Annotated in this window: 21 protein-coding genes; 16 read left to right on the top strand and 5 right to left on the bottom strand. The window is 33.8% G+C overall.

Features of this window, described 5'->3' with window-relative positions; genetic code table 11:
- The first annotated feature begins 83 nt into the window (after positions 1–83).
- The 5 genes from NLM59_RS00945 (at position 84) to NLM59_RS00925 (ending at position 3,961) form a co-directional block, all read left to right on the top strand.
- On the top strand, positions 84–680 hold the full coding sequence (locus NLM59_RS00945; RefSeq protein ID WP_304415863.1) for a hypothetical protein: 597 nt from the start codon (positions 84–86) through the stop codon (positions 678–680).
- An 18-nt stretch (positions 681–698) separates the two neighbouring features.
- Positions 699–1,145 carry a nitrous oxide reductase accessory protein NosL gene (locus NLM59_RS00940; RefSeq protein ID WP_304415862.1) on the top strand — a complete coding sequence of 149 codons (447 nt, stop codon included), beginning with the start codon at positions 699–701 and terminating at the stop codon, positions 1,143–1,145.
- A gap of 61 nt (positions 1,146–1,206) precedes the next feature.
- Positions 1,207–2,436, top strand: a complete 1,230-nt coding sequence (locus NLM59_RS00935; protein ID WP_304415861.1) for a nitrous oxide reductase family maturation protein NosD — start codon at positions 1,207–1,209, stop codon at positions 2,434–2,436.
- Positions 2,433–3,146 (top strand): ABC transporter ATP-binding protein, encoded by a 714-nt coding sequence (locus tag NLM59_RS00930; RefSeq protein ID WP_304415860.1) that lies wholly within the window; start codon positions 2,433–2,435, stop codon positions 3,144–3,146. The genes NLM59_RS00935 and NLM59_RS00930 overlap by 4 nt, the downstream gene beginning before the upstream one ends.
- A gap of 32 nt (positions 3,147–3,178) precedes the next feature.
- Positions 3,179–3,961, top strand: coding sequence for an ABC transporter permease (locus NLM59_RS00925; protein ID WP_304415859.1), 783 nt, complete (start codon positions 3,179–3,181; stop codon positions 3,959–3,961).
- Here NLM59_RS00925 and NLM59_RS00920 read toward each other — a convergent pair.
- Positions 3,958–4,710, bottom strand: a complete 753-nt coding sequence (locus NLM59_RS00920) for an RDD family protein (RefSeq protein ID WP_304415858.1) — start codon at positions 4,708–4,710, stop codon at positions 3,958–3,960. The two genes, NLM59_RS00925 and NLM59_RS00920, sit on opposite strands and share 4 nt — an antisense overlap.
- 23 nt (positions 4,711–4,733) lie before the next feature.
- On the opposite strand from NLM59_RS00920, the gene NLM59_RS00915 reads away from it, so the two are divergent.
- From NLM59_RS00915 to NLM59_RS00890, 6 genes are read left to right on the top strand one after another with little or no spacing between them, the layout of a single operon-like run.
- A complete protein-coding gene (locus tag NLM59_RS00915) occupies positions 4,734–5,708 on the top strand; it encodes a stage II sporulation protein M (protein ID WP_304415857.1) in 975 nt (324 codons plus the stop codon).
- Positions 5,695–6,633 carry a hypothetical protein gene (locus tag NLM59_RS00910; protein ID WP_304415856.1) on the top strand — a complete coding sequence of 313 codons (939 nt, stop codon included), beginning with the start codon at positions 5,695–5,697 and terminating at the stop codon, positions 6,631–6,633. The genes NLM59_RS00915 and NLM59_RS00910 overlap by 14 nt, the downstream gene beginning before the upstream one ends.
- Positions 6,623–7,423, top strand: a complete 801-nt coding sequence (locus NLM59_RS00905; RefSeq protein ID WP_304415855.1) for a DUF4129 domain-containing protein — start codon at positions 6,623–6,625, stop codon at positions 7,421–7,423. Before NLM59_RS00910 ends, NLM59_RS00905 begins: the two co-directional genes overlap by 11 nt.
- Positions 7,416–8,579 carry a hypothetical protein gene (locus tag NLM59_RS00900; RefSeq protein WP_304415854.1) on the top strand — a complete coding sequence of 388 codons (1,164 nt, stop codon included), beginning with the start codon at positions 7,416–7,418 and terminating at the stop codon, positions 8,577–8,579. The genes NLM59_RS00905 and NLM59_RS00900 overlap by 8 nt, the downstream gene beginning before the upstream one ends.
- A 29-nt stretch (positions 8,580–8,608) precedes the next feature.
- A complete protein-coding gene (locus NLM59_RS00895) occupies positions 8,609–9,595 on the top strand; it encodes an AAA family ATPase (RefSeq protein WP_304415853.1) in 987 nt (328 codons plus the stop codon).
- A 27-nt stretch (positions 9,596–9,622) separates the two neighbouring features.
- Complete coding sequence (locus NLM59_RS00890; RefSeq protein WP_304415852.1) at positions 9,623–10,960, top strand: DUF58 domain-containing protein; 1,338 nt, start codon at positions 9,623–9,625, stop codon at positions 10,958–10,960.
- A gap of 254 nt (positions 10,961–11,214) precedes the next feature.
- On the opposite strand, the gene NLM59_RS00885 is transcribed toward NLM59_RS00890, so the two are convergent.
- Entirely contained in the window at positions 11,215–11,463 is a 249-nt protein-coding gene (locus tag NLM59_RS00885) for a helix-turn-helix domain-containing protein (protein ID WP_304415851.1), read from the bottom strand.
- Positions 11,464–11,885: 422 nt separating this feature from the next.
- Here NLM59_RS00885 and NLM59_RS00880 point away from each other — a divergent pair, with 422 nt between their 5' ends.
- From NLM59_RS00880 to NLM59_RS00865, 4 genes are all read left to right on the top strand, one after another.
- On the top strand, positions 11,886–12,857 hold the full coding sequence (locus NLM59_RS00880) for a hypothetical protein (protein ID WP_304415850.1): 972 nt from the start codon (positions 11,886–11,888) through the stop codon (positions 12,855–12,857).
- Positions 12,858–12,940: 83 nt separating this feature from the next.
- Positions 12,941–13,672, top strand: coding sequence for a GLPGLI family protein (locus NLM59_RS00875; protein WP_304415849.1), 732 nt, complete (start codon positions 12,941–12,943; stop codon positions 13,670–13,672).
- A 105-nt stretch (positions 13,673–13,777) separates the two neighbouring features.
- Positions 13,778–14,011, top strand: coding sequence for a hypothetical protein (locus NLM59_RS00870; protein WP_304415848.1), 234 nt, complete (start codon positions 13,778–13,780; stop codon positions 14,009–14,011).
- Positions 14,012–14,085: 74 nt separating this feature from the next.
- Positions 14,086–14,715 carry an HlyD family efflux transporter periplasmic adaptor subunit gene (locus NLM59_RS00865; protein WP_304415847.1) on the top strand — a complete coding sequence of 210 codons (630 nt, stop codon included), beginning with the start codon at positions 14,086–14,088 and terminating at the stop codon, positions 14,713–14,715.
- Positions 14,716–15,018: 303 nt separating this feature from the next.
- On the opposite strand, the gene NLM59_RS00860 is transcribed toward NLM59_RS00865, so the two are convergent.
- The gene (locus NLM59_RS00860) at positions 15,019–15,807 is read right to left on the bottom strand and encodes a DUF481 domain-containing protein (RefSeq protein ID WP_304415846.1); all 789 of its coding nucleotides are present in this window, start codon (positions 15,805–15,807) and stop codon (positions 15,019–15,021) included.
- A gap of 138 nt (positions 15,808–15,945) precedes the next feature.
- Here NLM59_RS00860 and gyrB point away from each other — a divergent pair, with 138 nt between their 5' ends.
- Complete coding sequence (gene gyrB, locus NLM59_RS00855; protein WP_304415845.1) at positions 15,946–17,895, top strand: DNA topoisomerase (ATP-hydrolyzing) subunit B; 1,950 nt, start codon at positions 15,946–15,948, stop codon at positions 17,893–17,895.
- Positions 17,896–18,163: 268 nt separating this feature from the next.
- On the opposite strand, the gene NLM59_RS00850 is transcribed toward gyrB, so the two are convergent.
- Together NLM59_RS00850 and NLM59_RS00845 are read right to left on the bottom strand one after the other, a co-directional pair.
- Positions 18,164–18,775 (bottom strand): YceI family protein, encoded by a 612-nt coding sequence (locus tag NLM59_RS00850; protein ID WP_304415844.1) that lies wholly within the window; start codon positions 18,773–18,775, stop codon positions 18,164–18,166.
- A 97-nt stretch (positions 18,776–18,872) separates the two neighbouring features.
- Complete coding sequence (locus NLM59_RS00845) at positions 18,873–20,141, bottom strand: hypothetical protein (protein WP_304415843.1); 1,269 nt, start codon at positions 20,139–20,141, stop codon at positions 18,873–18,875.
- Between the last annotated feature and the right edge of the window lie 12 nt (positions 20,142–20,153).

Below are 20,153 nucleotides of genomic sequence, written 5' to 3'. Positions count from 1 at the left end.
TACAAGTTTTCTGCCCTTTTTCTTTTAAGAAATGTATTGTAAACCATAAAGACTCATTACAATAACATTAAAAAACAAACCCCATGAAACTATCAAGAATATTAATGATTGTCTCTGCGCTATTACTGTTGGCTTTGTTTGTGTTTCCGTTATGGAGTATTACACTCGAAGCGCCACAGTATCCGAGACCATTAAGTATGGATATTTTTATTTATAAATTCCAAGATTACAACCCAGATGATATTAAAAACATCAATCTCATGAACCACTATGTTGGAATGAAATTCATCCCAGAGACGATTCCTGAGTTTGTTATTTTCCCGATTGTTATCGGAATTATGTCATTAGCAGGTGTTTTGATTGGAGCTTTCAAAAACTATAAATGGTTTTTAGGATGGTTTATTCTTATGGTTCTTTTAGCCACAGCAGGTATGATTGATTTCTATATCTGGGAGCGTAACTATGGAAACGATTTAGACCCTAATGCCATCATGAAATTTACAGATGAAGATGGAAACCCAATGGGCTTTCAACCTCCATTTTACGGTAGTAAACAAATATTAAACTTTATCGCACACTCTTATCCAGGAATTGGAGCATTCATTATGGGTGCTGGAATTGCCTTGTCTTTAGTTGCTTATTTCTTAGGGAAGAAAGAACTTGCTCAAAATAATTATTAATTAAAAAAAAAATCACTCATGTATAAATTTATATTTGGTCTATTCTTGCTAAGCATTATGGCTTGTAGTTCAGGGCCTAAAGAAATCAATTTTGGTTCAGATAAATGCGATTTTTGTTCCATGAATATCATGGATAAACCCTACGGTACCGAATTGGTTACGGATAAAGGAAAGGTGCACAAATTCGATTCTAGTGAATGTATGATTAATTATATGCACGAAAACCAAGACAAGGCTTATTCACATATTTTGACTTGTACCATGGATAATCCTGGCGTTTTGGTAGATGCCAAATCTTCTTATTTTTTGGTGAGTGAAAATATGCCTAGTCCTATGGGGGCAAATATTACGGCATATTCAACCAAAGAATTAGCTGATGCTTCTCAAGCTGAAAATGGTGGAGAAGTTTATGATTTCGAAGGAATAAAAAGTGTGCAAACCAAGCACGAAATGTCTCATCATTAAGCTGCTTTAAATTAATTAAGAAAAATCTTGGTTAAATAAAACATTGGATAAGCATAATTGAATGAAAAATCTAAGTCTCATTTTCTTGTTATTTGGTTTGACTTTAGGCTTTGCAAAAACCATTAAGGTGGGCGCAAACGAAAAGTACAAAAGCATTAAATCTGCCATTGCTATGGCCGAGGATAATGATATAATCAAGGTCGCTAAAGGAACTTATAACGAAATTGACATCGAAATTACTCGACCGCTTTCCATTATCGGGGAAGATGGAGTGATTGTAGATGGAATGAAAAAAGGTCAGATTTTTCATATTAAATCAGATCATGTTACTTTAAAAAACCTAACAGTTCAGAATGTAGGATTAAGCTACACCAATGATTGGGCGGCCATTAGAGTTTCAAACTCACAGCACTTTAGACTCGAAAATCTTACCCTGCGCGATATGTTCTTTGGAATTTATTTAGCTAAATCCTCCAACGGAAAAGTGATTAATAACAATATTCGAGGAATTGCAAAAGATGAGTATAATTCTGGAAATGGAATTCATTTATGGTATTCACATTATGTTGAAATCATTGGAAACGATATTTCTGGCGCTCGCGATGGAATTTATTTTGAATTCGCAGATAATTGTATCATTCGTGATAATGTGAGTCATAACAATTTGCGTTACGGTCTTCACTTTATGTTTTCTAATGATGACAAATACTTTGGTAATACTTTTAAAGAAAACGGAACCGGCGTGGCAGTGATGTTCTCTAAAAGGATCCACATGGAAAAGAATATCTTCAAGAAAAATTGGGGAACTTCTGCATATGGACTTCTTTTAAAAGAAATATATGACGCCGAAATTTTAGATAATATTTTTGAGGAAAATACCATCGGAGTTCAGGTGGAGGGTTCTACAAGAATCAATTATTTCGGAAATAAATTTAATGGCAATGGTTGGGCGCTCAAATTCCACGGAGCTGCTTATACCAACAACTTTAAAGGAAATAATTTCTCTAATAATTCATTCGACATGTCCTATAATAGTAACTTGAATGATAATTTATTTAATGAAAACTATTGGAGCGAATACACAGGCTATGATCTAGATAAAGATGGTTTTGGTGATATTCCATATCGTCCTGTTAAGCTCTTTGCCTACATTGTGGAAAAAGCTCCTGAGGCCATTATTTTATTAAGAAGTTTGTTTGTAGACATCATCAATTTCTCTGAAAAGGTTTCTCCTGTATTTACACCAGATGACTTGGTAGATGCTAAACCAAAAATGCAACCATACCCATGATAGAAATTAAAGATTTACATAAAAAATTCGGCAAACAAGAAGTGCTGAAAGGCGTTAATATTTCCGTAGAACAAGGAAAGATTTATGCAGTTTTGGGACCTAATGGTTCGGGTAAAACTACGATTATCAAAACCATTTTAGGAATGGTAATCAAGGATAAAGGAAGTATTTCGGTCAATGGAATTGATATTGAGAAAAATGCCTCCTACCGAAATGATATCGACTATTTACCACAAATTGCCAACTTCCCAGGGAATCTAAAGGTGCACGAATTAATAAAAATGATTAAGGATATTCGTGGAAATGATGCCGATGAAACTCCTCTCATTGAATTGTTTGGCTTGCAACCTTTCCTTAAAAAGAAATTAAACAACCTTTCGGGTGGAACCAAACAGAAAGTGAATTTAGTTTTAACTTTTATGTTCGACTCACCGATTGTGATTTTAGATGAACCTACGAGTGGTCTAGATCCAGTGGCGATGTTACACCTAAAAAATCTTATTCGTGAAACCAAAGCAAAAGGAAAGTTGATTTTGATAACTTCCCATATTATCTCTTTTGTAGAGGAAATGGCTGATGAAATTATTTTCTTACTCGAAGGAACCATCTACTACAAAGGAACCTTAGAAGGTTTGAACGAGAAAACCGAAGAAACTAGCCTAGAAAGAGCTATGGCAAAACTCCTAACTGCTAACAAGAGTGTAGCCTAAAGTGTTTTATTAAGCACCTAAAATTTGAAAACATGCTAAAAGTACTGAAATATAGTTTTTACGATTTAATGCGAAGCCGTTGGAGTTATGTCTACTTCGCGTTTTATTTGGTATTAGGTTTTGTCTTGTTATTTCTTAACAACGATTTATCTAAAGGTATTATCACTTTAATGAACATCATTATTATTTTGGTGCCATTGATTGCCACTATTTTCGGAGTGATGTATTACTACGATTCTAGAGAATTTACAGAACTTCTCTTGGCGCAACCTATCAAGCGTTCAAAGATATTTTTAGGTCAATATCTTGGGCTTTCTTTGTCTTTAATGATGAGTTTGGTGCTAGGTCTAGGAATCCCTTTTATTGCCTATGGCTTGTTCGATTCATCTAGTCTAGGAAAGTTTCTACTGTTGATTTTATCTGGTAGTTTTCTAACTTTAATTTTCACTGCCTTGGCCTATTTAATTGGTTTGAGCAATGAAAATAAAATCAAAGGATTTGGTTATGCTATCTTATTATGGCTATTTATGGCAGTTATCTACGATGGTATTTTCTTGCTTTCTGTAATGGTTTTCAAGGAATACCCACTCGAAGAGCCAACTCTGTTTATGAGCTTATTTAACCCGATTGATTTATCTAGAATATTAATCTTATTACAACTAGATATTGCAGCATTACTGGGATATACCGGAGCTATTTTTAAAGAGTTTTTTGGGAGTAGCAAAGGTTTTTTTATTGCCTTGAGTATATTAATTCTTTGGGTAATTGTACCTATCTTCTTAATTCAATATAAAGCGAATAAAAAAGATTTCTAATTCTCTTTTCCAGTATAATAGTTAAAATCTTTAATCACAATATTAATAAATTCGATGTCTTGAATTTCAGGGCGCTGATCTGGAATGTTAGTGATTTCTCTAATTTTCTGAGCTAGCTTGCTAATAACTTGATAATCTTTGCGCAAAAGAGAATTTTGGTAATTGGTCTTAATGATTTGCATATCGCGATCAGATAAGGCCAATACTTGTTGAAATCTTGGTTGATATGATAGATCTATATCCTCAATAATAGTGTGATCAATCCCTACCTTGCTTTTAAGAGAAATAACTGCTGTTCCACTTGCTATACCACCTAATCTTTGATTGTGAGGTGAGAATATCATGCTCATTAAACCTACAAAACCAGAGCTCAGAAACACGTCGACTAATCTAAAGAACCAACGGATAAGATAGTCACTGAATTTCGCTTGGTATCCATCTTTTTTAACCACTTTAATTTTTGCCATCTTCTTGCCTGGTGTTTGACCTTCCATTAAGCTCTCAAAAACTAAGGTATATAGTTCTACAGGCAAAAGAATAATCCCAAAAAATGCCATTACAGACCAGCTGTCCCATCCTCTGATGATATTATCGAGCGGTAAAACATAATTAAAAATGAAGAACAGAAATAGGAGATAGCTAATTTTTACAATCCAATCAATGACAAAAGCAAGAATACGATCACCTAAACTAGCCACGCTAAAGTCTAAATTTACATTTTGTGAGGTATTTATTGCAATTACATTCATATTTTAAATTAAATTAGCGAGGTATGCGTGAGGTTGCTTTCATAAAACAAAATAAAGAAAAATGGTTGGAAATCGAGGAGGTTATCACTGGAAAAACTAAAAAGGATCCAGATGAACTATCTTCTCTTTATATTAACCTTATCAACGATCTTTCTTTTGCACAAACATATTACCCCAAAAGTAAAACAAAGATTTATCTTAATCATTTAGCGACTTCGATTTATCAAAAAATTTATAAAACCAAAAGAACAGAGTCTAATCGAATTGTTGAATTTTTTAAAACAGAAGTTCCATTAATCGCCTATGAATATAGGAAGTTTCTTTGGTTTGCATTTGCTGTTTTTGCGTTTTTTATAGGAATTGGAGTTGTTTCAACACATTATGATGAGGATTTTGTGCGCTTAATTCTTGGAGATGATTATGTTTTCATGACTGAACAGAACATTGAAGATGGAAATCCAATTGCTGTTTATGAAGGTGGTTCCACTTGGGGATCTGCCATTGGGATTATTAAAAATAATGTCATGGTAGGTGCAAAGCTTTATCTCTATGGAATCTTTGGCGGAATCGGTACTTTATTGGTTTTAATGTACAACAGTATCATGTTAGGAAGTTTTCAATATATGTTTCAGCAGCAAGAAGTATTGGGAACGAGTATGCGCGGAATTTGGATTCACGGCGCTTTTGAAATCTTCGGTATGGTCATAGAAGCCATGGCAGGATTTATATTGGGAGCGTCTATTTTGTTTCCAAAGACTTATTCACGCTACAATTCGTTTAAAATAGGTTTTAAAAAGTCATTTAAAATATTTCTTAGCGTTTTGCCTTTTACGGTAATTGCAGGCATTTTAGAAGGCTTTGTTACTCGTCATGCGCTCAGTATGCCACTAATCCTAAATTTAATCATCATCTTCGGAACTTTGGGATTCATATTCTATTACTATGTTATTTATCCGGTTCGTGTTCATAAAAAATTAAAAGCCCATGCAGTTTTATAAAAATAGAGATTTTGGAGAATTGATCTCGGCCACTTTTGATTTCGTGAAGCTTTATGGTAGAGATTATTTTAAAAAATACATCATTCTAAATGGTTTGATAATCATCTTGTTAATGGTTGTTGTTTTTATTGGCTATGGTGAGTTTTTTAGTCAGATGTTCGGTGGTAACTTAGGCGGAGAACAGTTTTTCTTTGAAGATTATTTCGCTGAAAATACAAGCGTTTTTATATTAGTAAGCATCATAACATTTATCGTTTTTGTCTTGCTGAGTATGGTTTCTTATTCGTTTCCAGTGCTTTATATGAAAAGAATTTCTGAGACTGAAGCCACGGAAGTTTCACTGGATGAGATGACTGCAGATTTAAAGAGTGTGATTCCTAAGTTTTTAATTTTCTTCCTAGGAATGCTTTTCATTATTATGCCCATTATGTTGATTGTCTTCAGTATTTCAATGGCGTTAATGTTCATTTTAATAGGCTTTCTTTTAATGATATTGCTAGTTCCAGCAGTGATGAACATTATCAACTTTGCATTTTTTCACCATTATCATACAGACGAGGGATTTTTTAGGTCCATTTCATATGCTATGAATAGTACTATAGGTAGCAAAAGCTTTTGGAAATATTGGGGTTCATTGGCCATCATGTATATTTTAATTCAGGTTATAACTTCAATTTTTAGCTTTCTACCAATGATAGTTCTTGGGAGTGCTGATTTTTTCCAACCTGCAGGATTAGCGGATGAAAGCGATATGTTAATAGCGATAGTTGTTATATCTATTTATGCGTTTTCCATTGTAGCTTCTTTAGTTCTAACTAATTTGGTCTACATCAATACTGGATTTATGTACTATGACTCTAGAAAGGATTTACATAGAAATATACAATTTTCAGAAATCGATAGTTTAGGAACGAGTGAAGTTTAAGTTATTCTTACATATCATTTTTATAAGTGTTTTTAGCCTAGCTCAATCACATGAAACGCCAGATAATCAAGTTTCGCCTTATGTGGTAGAGACGGTTGACGGGAATAAGCATTTAAAAACAAGAGAAAGATTAAAACAATCAGAATATCATTTAGACGAAAATATACGCCCGCGTAGTTTTGAAGATGAGTTTCAAGAAAAGTACACATCTGCTGATTATGATTATACACGTACAAAACCAAAAGTTTCGCTGTGGGATAAATTAACAGATTGGCTAGCTAGATTCTTTTCTAATTTCTTGGTCGATACCGACGTTTCTTCCATCAATAATATTACCGTTTGGGTGATGCGCATCCTTTCTTTTGGAATTGTAGGATTAGTCCTGTACTGGGCTATAAATTATTTACTTAAAAAAGACGGAAATTGGATTTTTAGTAAGAAGAACGAAGAGATTAATCCAGAGGCGAGAACCATTAAAGAAAATATCCACGAAATTGATCTGAATGCACTTATTTCTAAATATGAAGCAGAGAATAACTATCGTTTTGCGACAAGATATCAATATCTTAAGCTATTAAAGATTTTTAATGACAAGAAGTTACTTACTTGGGATCCAGATAAAACCAACCTAGATTATATTAGAGAATTAAAAGGTACACCCCATGATAAGACTTTTAAGCGCCTTACCCATATTTTTGATTATGTGTGGTATGGAGATTTTGCCGTAGACGAGGAAACCTACGCTAGATATAAAAATGAGTTTCACAGTTTAATCAAGAACTATGAGTAAATCCATTAGAATATATTTGGTCCTTTTAGGCGTTGTAATTCTAGTTTTATCTCTATTGCAGTTGAATAAAACAGAAATAATTGATTGGCGAAAAAGCTTTGATGTTGATAGTAAATCGCCTTTTGGTATTTCTGTTTTTAATGATGAGGTAGATGAGTTATTAAATCATAAAATAGAGCGCATCAGCGAAACACCTTATGAATATTTCTCCAACGAAGAAGTCTCTGAACCACTGAATATATTGATTGTTACACGCTATGTAACCGAGCAAGGCTGGAAAAAGATGTTAGATAGAATACATCAAGGAGATCATGTTTTTGTTGTTGATTATGATATGAATCCAATCGTGATGGATACGCTGAATTTTGATTTAGAAAACACCTTGTATCAATATCATAATAACTTAAAACTAACCGATCGGAAATTCGAAAATAATTCCATTTATATAAAAGAATATCCAGGGAATATAGGCATTGGAAAACATGATCCAAGTACAACCAAAATTCTAGGGACGAGTATAGGAAGAAATGAAGATGATGTGGCTGTTTTTATTGAAGTAGCTTTCGGGAAAGGGAAATTATTCTATCACACTGAACCTATGATGTTGAGTAATTTTTATATGCTGAATGATGAAGATTATAAATACACTGAAAATGTGTTTTCTTATTTGCCTGATAGAAAAACGCTTTGGTTTCAGCATGCTCCAGAGGTGGAAAGTTCATCAGTTTTAAGATTTATTCTTAATCAAAAACCATTGAGATATGCTTGGTATTTAAGTTTATTCAGTTTGTTTTTATTTGTAATTTTCCATGCGAAGCGAAGACAGCGTGTTGTTCCCATTATAGAGCCTCTCAGAAATACTTCGGCAGAGTTTGTTAAAACCATCGGAAATTTATATTTACAAGAAGGTAGCAACAAGGATATGGCACACAAAAAGGCAGTTTATTTCTTAAATAGGGTGAGAACCGAATTGCTGATTGATACCACAAAACTAGATAGTACTTTTAGTCATAGACTTCAATTAAAAACTGGAGCCAAACAAGAAAAAATAGATAGGATGTTGGTGTTGCTAGAAAAAGCATTACACGAACAAGCACCTGTACAACAAGAGGAATTAATCGAGTTAAACCAACTCATAGATGAAATTTACCAATAATTAAAAGTTTAAAAATATAAATCAACCTTATGGAAGATCAATTTCAACCCGAATTTCAATCTCGATTAGACTTAAGTCAATTGAGAGAAAATATAGAGAAGATAAAAGCTGAAATTAAGAAAGTAATCGTTGGTCAAGAGGAAATGCTAGATCATTTATTGGTAGCATTGCTTTCCAATGGACATGTGCTAATAGAAGGTGTTCCAGGGGTTGCCAAAACAATTACAGCCAAGATTTTAGCGAAAACGGTCGATGTAGATTTTAGCAGGATTCAGTTTACGCCAGACTTAATGCCGAGCGATATTCTAGGAACTTCTGTCTTTAACATGAAAACTACAGATTTTGAGTTTAAAAAAGGACCTATTTTCTCTAATTTTATTTTAATCGACGAGATCAACCGTTCGCCAGCCAAAACCCAAGCAGCTTTGTTTGAAGTGATGGAAGAGCGCCAAATTTCTATGGATAACGAAGTTTATGAAATGGAAGAGCCTTTCTTGGTCGTGGCAACACAAAACCCAATAGAGCAGGAGGGAACCTATCGTTTGCCAGAGGCACAATTAGACCGATTTCTGTTTAAAATTAATGTCGATTATCCAACACCTGAGGAAGAAATTGAAATCATTAAAAAACAACATATCTCTAGAACAGATGATAAGACAGATGTCATTAAACCTGTATTGACCGCTAATGACTTAAAACATTATCAAGGTTTGATTAAGGACATTGTGGTAGAGGATAATCTGCTGCAATACATTGCGCATATAGTTGTGAATACAAGAGAAAATCAGTTTTTGTACTTAGGAGCCTCTCCTAGAGCTTCTTTAGCTTTATTGATTGCTTCTAAGGGTTTTGCAGCAATTTCGGGGAGGGATTTTGTGACTCCAGAAGATATCAAGACTGCTGCAACAGCTGTTCTTAGACATAGAATTATGGTTTCACCAGAAAGAGAAATGGAAGGATTAACTGCAGAAGAAATCATAAAACAAATTCTTGAATCGATTGAGATTCCAAGGTAGAAATTAGCATCATCCAAAATCGGGAGAATGAAAAAAATTTTTAAACAAATATATCTAGGAAATCGCCTGTTTTTCGCCTTGGGCGTAATATGCCTATTTTATATTTTAGCATTTTTCTTCCCTTTTCTTATTTGGGTGGCGCATAGCCTTTTGGTCTTAGTTGCCCTTGTTTTTATGGTTGATGTTCTATTGCTTTTTAGAGCCAAAGAAGGTATTGTTAGTCAGCGTATTTTGCCTGAAAAACTATCAAATGGAGACGAAAACCAAGTTAAAATAGATATTAAAAACAACTATGATTTCGGGATAGAAGTTTCGGTGATAGATGAGGTTCCATTTCAATTTCAATTAAGAGATTTTGAAATTATAAGAAAGTTGTCCAAAGGCGAAAATGAATACTTTGAATATGCATTAAACCCTAAAAATAGAGGCGAATACACTTTTGGAAGTTTAAACGTATTTGCGACTTCTCCTATTGGTTTTGTTAGGCGTAGATTTATCTTCAATAAAGATAAAATGATTCCATCTTATCCGTCTTTTATTCACTTACCAAAATATGAAATAATGGCACTTCAAAATGAGTTTTTGATGGGTGGAATCAAGAAAATTCGTCGCATTGGGCACACCATGGAATTTGAGCAAATCAAGGATTATGTGATTGGTGACGATATTAGAAATATTAACTGGAAAGCTACAGGTAAACGTGGTCAGTTGATGGTAAATCAATATCAAGAAGAGCGCTCGCAAAGGATTTATATGCTCATAGACAAAGGAAGAACCATGAAAATGCCTTTCGATGAACTTTCCTTACTGGATTATGCTATCAATGCCAGCATGGCTTTGTCGCATATTGTTCTTAAGAAAAAAGACCACGCAGGAGTTATGACTTTTTCTAGAAAAGTAGAAAATGTATTAGCTGCTGATGGCAAGCCAGGGCAGTTAAAAAAAGTCGCTGAAACCTTATACAACATAGATACAAACTTTGATGAATCTGATTTTTCTCGTTTATATACCGATTTAAAATACAAAGTCAACCGAAGAAGTTTAATGATTTTGTTTAGTAATTTTGAAACCTTAGATGCCTTACAAAGACAATTAAAATATCTGAGAGGAATCGCTCGTAATCATTTGCTAATAGTTGTTTTCTTCAAGAATCCCGAAATCATGAAAATCAGTCGTGGTGGAAATCGTGAATCTATGCAAGATGTTTATGATCAAATCATCGCCGAGAAGTTTGAGTATGAGAAAAAATTAATTCGTCAGGAATTACAGAAATATGGCATTCAATCGGTTTATACGTTGCCTGAAAACTTGAGTATTTCTGTGATTAATAAATATTTAGAAGTCAAAGCAAGAGGAGTTTTGTAAAGTGAAGAATGAAAAGTGAATATCGTATCAACCCTATATATGAATGGACAGTATGTATATGCTCCTTATCTGCATTATAGATGGTTTAATTTTTGGCTTGTGCATTATCTCCTGTATTCTGGTGGATGATGTTCGCAGACTGTTCATTGAACAAAAATGAAATTTCTATATAAAATTATAATTCAATACCTTCAAATAATTCTGAAAGAGAGAAAAGTTAGAAAGCTAAATCTTATGTTTTGTTTAAAACAAAATCACAAAGATTTGAAAATATCTTCTAAGCTAACATTGAGTGCAAGGGTAATAAGCGCAATGGTGGAAATAGTCGGATTCACCTTCCCCGTTTCTATTTTATAAATATATTGTCTGTCTTTTCCTGTTTTATGCGCAATAAAAGTTTGACTAATTCCTTTAGATTTACGCAAGGACTTTAGTCTATTGCCCACCTGTACAGGAGTTTTTTGTTTAAGGAGTTCAATGGTATTTTCTGGAATCATTTCCATAGAAACAAATTTCAATCTTTTAAGTTTACATTACGTAAGTTTATTTTAAGTCTAAAATGACGTAATATATATTTACATTTATTTGGTTATTAGAAATTTTGTTTTCAGATTTCGGTATTATTAACAAATAAAAATTTATATTTATGAAAAAATTTAAAACTTTATCAAGAAATCAAATGTCTTCTATCTATGGAAGCGGAAGCAATTGCCATTGTGGATGTGGGGTAACTATTAGTGCTGATTCTCCACAAGATTGTAATGATGGATGTTGTGAAGCTTGTTCTCATACACGACCGAAGGAGTTTTGTAAAAGCAGTAATTAAATTTTTAAAGTGATTGTTAGTAAAGAGGCTTATGATTTAAAGTCCTCAGCTATACTATTTTTTTAGATTTATAGTTATACATAAAAATTACAAGAGATAATGAAATATATTTTATTATTGTTTTTATTGAGCAATTTTGGTTTCTCACAAATAAGCGAGAGTGCCGTTTATTTTTTCAATAGGGATGAAAACAAATATGGTAAATCTCTTCGTTGTGAATACATCTCTTACTATAATGACTCAATTCCATTTTATAAAAAGATAGATTTAAAATTCGAGAATGGAAAGGCTAATGTGAAATTTAAATTGGATTCAAGTTTAATATTCTCATTAAATTTTGGGCCTAAAGTTTTAGCCTTTATTCTTGAACCTAACATTGCTTTAAAGATTGAAGGAGAAGAGGATTTGGATGTGAAAGGATCAATTTCGAATAAACATGGTATTCGCTATTTATCTAACGAATATTATTTTCAGAAACCTTTTGATTTAGGTAAAACTCTTTTGCAATATACATCTTCTGATAAAATGATTTATTTTTTTGAATATGAATTGGATAAACAAATAAGAAAACCTCTTAACCAACTTTTAAAGGCAAAAAAAATAGATTCGGTTTATCACCGGGAACTTGTCAAAATACTGGAAATTAGTTGGGTAAGTTCAATGCTGTGGAATATAGAAATAAAGAAAGCTAATAAAAATCAATCTCAATTTCTAAAGTACTTATTTCAAACTTACGATCCATTTGATAAGAAGTACAATAATGTTCCAGGATCCATCAGGTTGATTCAAATTAGACGCAAAGCATTGCTAATTTCTAATAATATAATGGAAGGTGGAAGGTATGATGTTGGGCTATGGCCAGAAAGAGACAATGTATTTAATTTTGTGCCAATTTATTTGCAACCAATGATCGCATATGAGCAAATGATTTCGTACCATGACGACAAAAAGTATGATTACGATTATACTAAATTTATTTGGGAAAATTTCCAGAAACTACACCCACAGCATCCAGGATTACCCAAGCTTCGTAAGATTTTTTCAGAGTTAGAAAGTGCAAATAAAAAATGAACACATCTTTAAAAGCTTAAATAAAATTATGCCGTACTACCTTTAAATAGCATCGACTTTAGTTAAACAATCAAAGTTTTCCAATGAAGAAATATTTTTTAATTCTTGCCATTATTTTATCTCCATTTGTTCTTTTATCACAAGAAACCCTACGTGTTGTATATGAACAGCGTAATTTCAATCCTGTTCCAGAGAATCTATCAACAGATGCTAATTTTAAGCTTGCAGCAAGTATGTACAATGATAGAACGTATGATTTTGAACTTTTTATTCACGGGAATCAATCACTATGGAAACGTATTCCACATGTTCAAGAAGAAGGCATAATTACCATTGACGGACAATGGTACTCTTTTGACAGTCCAGATAACTCCACCTATCTAAGAAATTTATCTAAAAACACAATTCAGTACGAGGTGAAAAAGAATCAAGTCGTTGAGGACAGCGTTTCTAACAAAGACTGGAATATAGCAAGAGAAAAGAAATCTTATTTTGGCTACGAAGTTCGAAAAGCAACAAGAAATCTTGAATATGGAGAAATTGAAGCTTTATTTACAACCGATTTAAACTACAGTACCGGACCATGGAAGGTTGGCGGATTGCCAGGATTGATTTTGTATTATAAATTCACTTTAAATGACGGATATAGTATGGAATACAAAATCAAAAATATTGAAATATTAGAGAAATGTATTGATTTTAATGTATTTAAAGACCATGAGATTTTAGAAATTGAAACCTATAAAAAAATGGAAATTGAACGTCGCAAAAAGGCAAAAGAAATGTTTGAGGCAGGTGTGGATACTACCGAATGAATTCCGAAGTCTATTTGAAATATAGTTAATATTATAAATTCTAAGAAATATAAATGAAATATTTATTCAAATATTTGGATAAAAGAGGAATCTCTATCGACAAAAATGAATTTGAATTTCAGTTTTCCGTTTCGTTTGTTCGAAACCCATTCTTTTGGTGATGTGGAAAGTGATTACATCAATTTTGAAAGAGCTTATACAGATTATACTTTAAACAGAAGATTACAGCCTTTTGCACCAGAAACCTTAGCAGGAAAGCAATCTATCAACGAAATAAATGCAAGACTTAATTCCATTCAAAAACAAAAAAGCATAGAAGTAGCCAAAGTCAAGCTTTAAAAGAAAGATTTTGACAGAAATCAGTCCTTATATGACCAAGGCGTAATTTCCGCTACCGAGATGAGAGCAAAAGATTGGACTATCTACAAGCACAACAAAACCTGCAAAATATAGATTTATCTATTTCTCAATTACAAGAAAGCAGAAGCACGGTAAATAGAACCTTATCGGGCACAAGTATCAGCAAACAACAAACGGAAACAGAGCAAATCAAGAGTTTATTACAAGCTTATGATCAATTAAAAAAGTCTTTGACACAATGGGATCAAACCTATTTGTTGCGTTCATCGATTAACGGAACCGTGAGTTTTCAAAATTTCTGGGGAGAAAATCAATTCATTAAACCTGGCGAAGTTATTTTCACGATTTTACCAAAAAAGGAAGATTTATTAGGTCGGCTGGTGGTTCCCGCTCAAAATTCCGGAAAGATAAAACCAGAACAAAAAGTCATTATTAAATTAGATAGTTATCCCTATCAGCAATTTGGCGTGATAGAAGGTAGTGTTAAAAACATCTCATTATCACCCAATGCAGAAGGTAATTATTTTGTAGAAATTAGCCTTCCACACGACTTGAAAACTTCTCATAATGAAGAAATAGAATTCAACAAAGAAATGCGAGGAACAGCAGAAATCGTAACCGAAAACCTGCGTTTAATAGAAAGATTCTTTTATCAGTTCAGAAAGATTTTTCAGTACCAATAAATGGTATAATTTAACTTTTAAAAGACTGTAAACACCCAACGTCATTGCGTTGCACTCCATTCATCGCAATGACGTTTCTTCAGTAATCTGTGAAATGCGAAGCCAACCTCATCGCGAGCCAATTTTACTTCAGAAAATTTGCGTGGCGATCTGTGTAACCCGAAGGGCAATAGCTTCGCACTCAGTCAGATTGCTTCGTCATTTCGTTACACTCCAATCATCGCAATGACATTTCTGCACTTGCCGTTCTCATTTAAAACCAAAAAATCATTCAAAATTCAACATTCAAAATTTGATAACCCTCTATAAATTAATCGCAAATCCTGTTTTAAGGGTATAAATAAATTTAGTGATAGGAACAATTGGTTTATCTTCATAAGCAAGAACAAAAGAGTTTTTCAGGGATAATGTTTTTGTTATTTTGGTGTTTAAAATCAACCAATTCTGAATTCGATTACGCCAAAGTTTATCATCTAATCCGGCTTGGTAATAAACAACATTATTGAGATTCAACATTTCATTTATATTATATTGAGCATTCAAATAATTTGTAGATTTTAAAATATTTGAACTTATAATTTCATCATTATACGGATGTTGCCAATTCTCTGATTCTTGCATTAAACCCGAACCAAGGTAAACACTAAAATGCTTATCATTTACTAATTGATATCTCAAATTAGCACCAAATACGGTTCTTCTGTCCAAGCCACGAGAATTATCATAAGAGATTTGCGCAAAAGTTTCATAGCTCAATTTATTCTCAGCCAGCCAATTCACACGTCCATGTGCATAACCAAAATCTAACAGTCCGATGCCATTAGAGCGTTCATAATCCAGTTCTGCAATAAAGATATATGCATGTTTGCCAGGTTCGTAGATAGCGCTTACATCAAAGCTGAAATCCATGCCTTTATTGCGGTCATTTTCTCCTCCACTTCGATTGTATAATTCAAGATCTGTTACCAATTTAATTTTAAAATCACTTAGCGTATCCTGGTCAAGTCTTTCTTTTTCTATATTCAATACTTGTGAATTAGACAAAACGGGAAATACGAGCCAAAACAACAGATAAATTTTAAAATATTTCATAAGGTTCAATTTAAATTTTTAATGATTAGAATATAACAATTTGTTGAAAACTAACGGCTTTAAGGCTATTCAAAATGCGGTAAAACGCTAAGATTTTCGTACCTTTGTTAAGTTACAAAATAATGAAGTTTTTGATTTATGGATGATATAAAAAATCAATATACGGCGGATAGTATTCAGTCGCTAGAAGGAATGGAGCATGTACGGTTAAGACCGTCCATGTATATTGGAGATGTTGGCGTTAGAGGATTGCATCACTTGGTTTATGAGGTGGTGGATAACTCTATTGATGAAGCTTTAGCTGGTTATTGTGATACTATTTCTGTAATTATTCACGAGGATAACTCGATCACAGTTGGTGACAACGGTCGTGGTATTCCTGTGGAAATGCACAAAAAAGAAGGTGTTTCTGCCCTAGAGGTTGTAATGACTAAGATTGGAGCAGGTGGTAAGTTCGATAAAGACTCATACAAAGTTTCCGGTGGTTTGCACGGGGTTGGGGTTTCTGTAGTGAACGCGCTTTCAACTAAATTAATTGCTACTGTAGAGAGAAATGGCAAGATTTATCAACAAGAATTTGCGCAAGGTAAAGCATTAGCGCCTATTAAGGAGATTGGAACTTCTAAGAGAACAGGTACGAAAGTTACTTTCTCGCCAGATCCAAGTATTTTTAATGCCTTAGAATATTCTTTTGATACCTTGGCGAGTCGTATGAGAGAGCTAGCTTTCTTAAACAAAGGGATTACAATTTCTTTGACCGACGAAAGACGTAAGGAGGAAGATGGGGAATTCGTTTCTGAAACTTTCTTTTCAGAAGGAGGTTTGCGAGAATTTGTTACTTTCATAGATGCCAACAGAGAGCCTCTAATGAGCGAAGTAATCTACATGGAAGGAGAGATAGAAGATATTCCAGTAGAGGTTGCTATGCGATATAACACTTCGTTTAATGAAAATTTACACTCTTATGTAAATAACATTAATACACACGAAGGTGGTACTCACTTAACGGGATTCCGTAGAGCACTGACTAGAACGCTTAAGAAATATGCTGACGAAAATATGTCGGCGAAAGAAAAAGATAAGGTAGAAATCACCGGTGATGACTTCCGTGAGGGATTAACCGCGATTATTTCTGTTAAAGTAATGGAACCTCAATTCGAGGGACAAACCAAAACCAAATTAGGAAACTCTGAGGTGAGTGGTGCAGTTGACAAAATTGTAAGTCAAATGCTACAAAACTTCCTGGAGGAGAATCCAAACGACGCCAAAGTAATTGTTGACAAGGTAATGCTTGCGGCAAAAGCAAGACAGGCTGCTAAGAAGGCTCGTGAGATGGTTCAGCGTAAAAATCCAATGAGTGGAAGTGGCTTACCTGGTAAATTAGCGGATTGTTCTTCTAAGGATCCATACGAATCAGAAATTTTCTTAGTCGAGGGTGATTCGGCAGGTGGAACGGCAAAACAAGGTCGTGACCGTCATTTTCAGGCAATTTTACCATTGAGAGGTAAGATTCTAAACGTTGAGAAAGCAATGCAACACAGAGTTTTCGAAAACGAGGAGATTAAAAATATTTATACCGCTTTAGGTGTAACTGTTGGTACTGAAGAGGATCCAAAAGAGTTGAACACAACTAAGTTGAGATATCATAAAATCGTGATCATGTGTGACGCGGATATTGATGGTGCTCACATTTCGACACTGATTCTAACTTTCTTCTTCCGTTATATGAAAGAATTGATCGAAAACGGTCATATTTATATTGCAACACCACCACTTTACTTATTAAAACGTGGTAATAAAGCAGAATATGCATGGGGTGAAAATGAGCGTGAAAGAATTCAAGCTGAACTTTCTACCGATGGCTCTGGAAAAGGAGTTGCGATTCAACGATACAAAGGTTTGGGGGAGATGAATGCGGAGCAATTATGGGATACTACCATGAATCCGAAATACAGAACCCTACGCCAGGTTACAATAAATTCTGCTTCTGAAGCAGATCGTGTATTCTCTATGTTGATGGGAGACGATGTCCCGCCTCGTAGAGAGTTCATTGAGAAAAATGCTATCTATGCTAAAATCGATGTGTAGATATCAGGTTAAGTTTTATAAATAATTCATTAGTTATAAGGGATTCAAGATATTGAATCCCTTTTTTTGTATTTTAAAATTTGTAAAGCTTGTTTTAATATTTAATTAAAATGTTACAAGGGCATAATTTACTTTGAAGACTTCTTTATTAAATAAGGTATTTTAATTCATAGGCTACACCTGCGATAATTATGTAGTAGGTTTAATTAAAAAATGCTCTTCCAATTATAAACTGAAAGAGCATTTATCTAAAATTAAAAACCTTATGCTATTTTAAAAACTTAGTAATATGACTAGTTTTCTGTTCTACTATCAGGTTAAAGTTAATTTCTATTTGTTCTGAGACTACAATCAATCCCATCATTTTTTTAGGTGCTTCTAGGCCAAAATCCTTGATGTTAAGCTTTAAATTTCCTAGGATGTGTAATTCGTCCTTTTGATTCACTTTGGCGTTTAAAACATAGTTTTTAGACTTGCCAGCTATTTGAATTTCAACCAGGGCTTCAACTAAATTTTTAGATTGTGGCTTTTTGGTTAGTTTTTTAAGCGTAAGATAGATTTGAGGATGTTGATCAGTTTTCAATAAAGAATGAAAATCTCGGTTTATCGCTCTACCACCACAATCAAAAGAAGTGTTTTTAAGGCTAAGTGTAGCTTTATTAAAAATAATCCCATTAGTGGCCTCCTTAAAGCTTACAGGCAGCGTTTGGCGCTTATTGTTAAACCCAAATAAACATTGAAAATCATTTACATTAGAACTTCCAATAATGTTCAATTCACTTTTGGGGCTGATAACAATCGTTTTGTTATGCTGGCCCTGTACGATTTGTGCAAAAGTTGAACTGAGTACAAATATGATTAAATAGGTAATTGCTCTCATAACATGTTAAATATAAGGTTTTTAATAAAACAACCCTATTTCTATCCTTTATTGAGGCTAGTAAATAGGGTTGTTGGGACTATTTATTTAAGCTTTATTAGAAGCTAATGACTGCCTCTGCCATGAATCCATCAAACTTACCATCGTGGAAGATGCTGCTTGCGTCGTATCCGTCATAAGACTGATTTACATATTCAGCTTTTACCATAATGTTGTTGGTCATAAACCATCCTGCGCCAATTTGCATTCTATCGATCTCGATATCGTCTCCACCGATGTCTTCAGCGTCTACTTTGTTATATCTACCACCTAAGAAGAAATTCTCGTTGTTTCCAAATCTGTAGACCATCTCTGCTGCATACTGATTCGCAGTTCTTTTTTCTTCTTCATAGCTAGCCTTTCCGTTAGCTCTTTCATAAGTTCCAAAGAACTCTAAACCTTTGTATTTAACAAATGGGTTGATCATAAACGCACTAATCTTGTTGTTTAGTTTAGGGTCATATCTACCAGATCTGAAAGCTGAAGCTGGTTTAGATCCTTCTGGCTCCATTACTAAATAATATCTAGAACCTGCTCTATCCGCTGAGTATAAGTATGAAGTAGCAACTTTTCCGGTGTTATAAAGAGAACCAGTCAATCTGAATCTAAAATCATCATTGAATTGCTTGTCATAACCTAATTTAGCTAAGAAAGAAGCTCCTCCTGAATCTGGATTATCCACCGATTGGTTTAATTTACCATTAGTGAACCCTAACATACCGATGAAACCATTTCTTCTATAGTAAACCTCAGCACCAACTTCTGTTGTAAACGCATCCATAATTAAGTTACCTACGAATGGGTTGTGCATAGCTTGCGCGTTGTCGGTTCTTCTAAAGTGAGCATCACCATAGTTGTTTTCCATGTGACCAACTTTAATTGTAGTATAGTCCATGATTTCATCTAAGAAACCTTCTTCAATAAAACTTAATTTATCAATCTGGAAATATCCACCTTTCACATAAGGCTCTGGGTGGTGACGAGAAGATAGATAAGTGCGTAAGTGCATTCTAACTCCATCATATAATTGAACGTCTAGGTCTAAGTTAGCTGTAGCTAAGTTAAAGTTAGATCCGATTTCTATTAATTCAGCGCCTCCAGAGTTTTCGTGATCTAAAGCTTGGAATTGTAAGGTAGAAGATCCACCGATTCTAACTTTTAATCCATCAAATGTGGTAGCTGTATCTTTTGGAGCCTCAAAAACATTGATTCCTCTTTTGTCAGGCTCTCTAAAGTTGTCGATATTCCTGTCGTTCAGCTGCGCATACATACTTGACCCTCCAAGGACTAGTAATGATAATGCTAAGTTTTTCAAATTCATTCTCATTATTGTGTGTGT

The organism is Profundicola chukchiensis (assembly GCF_029664245.1).
GTDB classification, from domain to species: domain Bacteria; phylum Bacteroidota; class Bacteroidia; order Flavobacteriales; family Weeksellaceae; genus Profundicola; species Profundicola chukchiensis.
Note: the sequence above shows the minus strand (reverse complement) of the source record. Positions and strands in the feature narration are given on the sequence as shown.

What these genes read in the sequence shown, in the direction of transcription:
- NLM59_RS00885 (WP_304415851.1), bottom strand. Translation starts at nt 11,463, where the DNA reads ATGGAAATGATTCCAGAAAATACCATTGAACTCCTTAAACAAAAAACT.
- NLM59_RS00945 (WP_304415863.1), top strand. Translation starts at nt 84, where the DNA reads ATGAAACTATCAAGAATATTAATGATTGTCTCTGCGCTATTACTGTTG.
- gyrB (WP_304415845.1), top strand. Translation starts at nt 15,946, where the DNA reads ATGGATGATATAAAAAATCAATATACGGCGGATAGTATTCAGTCGCTA.
- NLM59_RS00845 (WP_304415843.1), bottom strand. Translation starts at nt 20,141, where the DNA reads ATGAGAATGAATTTGAAAAACTTAGCATTATCATTACTAGTCCTTGGA.
- NLM59_RS00895 (WP_304415853.1), top strand. Translation starts at nt 8,609, where the DNA reads ATGGAAGATCAATTTCAACCCGAATTTCAATCTCGATTAGACTTAAGT.
- NLM59_RS00925 (WP_304415859.1), top strand. Translation starts at nt 3,179, where the DNA reads ATGCTAAAAGTACTGAAATATAGTTTTTACGATTTAATGCGAAGCCGT.
- NLM59_RS00910 (WP_304415856.1), top strand. Translation starts at nt 5,695, where the DNA reads ATGCAGTTTTATAAAAATAGAGATTTTGGAGAATTGATCTCGGCCACT.
- NLM59_RS00935 (WP_304415861.1), top strand. Translation starts at nt 1,207, where the DNA reads ATGAAAAATCTAAGTCTCATTTTCTTGTTATTTGGTTTGACTTTAGGC.
- NLM59_RS00930 (WP_304415860.1), top strand. Translation starts at nt 2,433, where the DNA reads ATGATAGAAATTAAAGATTTACATAAAAAATTCGGCAAACAAGAAGTG.
- NLM59_RS00860 (WP_304415846.1), bottom strand. Translation starts at nt 15,807, where the DNA reads ATGAAATATTTTAAAATTTATCTGTTGTTTTGGCTCGTATTTCCCGTT.
- NLM59_RS00850 (WP_304415844.1), bottom strand. Translation starts at nt 18,775, where the DNA reads ATGAGAGCAATTACCTATTTAATCATATTTGTACTCAGTTCAACTTTT.
- NLM59_RS00875 (WP_304415849.1), top strand. Translation starts at nt 12,941, where the DNA reads ATGAAGAAATATTTTTTAATTCTTGCCATTATTTTATCTCCATTTGTT.
- NLM59_RS00870 (WP_304415848.1), top strand. Translation starts at nt 13,778, where the DNA reads ATGAATTTGAATTTCAGTTTTCCGTTTCGTTTGTTCGAAACCCATTCT.
- NLM59_RS00915 (WP_304415857.1), top strand. Translation starts at nt 4,734, where the DNA reads ATGCGTGAGGTTGCTTTCATAAAACAAAATAAAGAAAAATGGTTGGAA.
- NLM59_RS00920 (WP_304415858.1), bottom strand. Translation starts at nt 4,710, where the DNA reads ATGAATGTAATTGCAATAAATACCTCACAAAATGTAAATTTAGACTTT.
- NLM59_RS00900 (WP_304415854.1), top strand. Translation starts at nt 7,416, where the DNA reads ATGAGTAAATCCATTAGAATATATTTGGTCCTTTTAGGCGTTGTAATT.
- NLM59_RS00890 (WP_304415852.1), top strand. Translation starts at nt 9,623, where the DNA reads ATGAAAAAAATTTTTAAACAAATATATCTAGGAAATCGCCTGTTTTTC.
- NLM59_RS00880 (WP_304415850.1), top strand. Translation starts at nt 11,886, where the DNA reads ATGAAATATATTTTATTATTGTTTTTATTGAGCAATTTTGGTTTCTCA.
- NLM59_RS00940 (WP_304415862.1), top strand. Translation starts at nt 699, where the DNA reads ATGTATAAATTTATATTTGGTCTATTCTTGCTAAGCATTATGGCTTGT.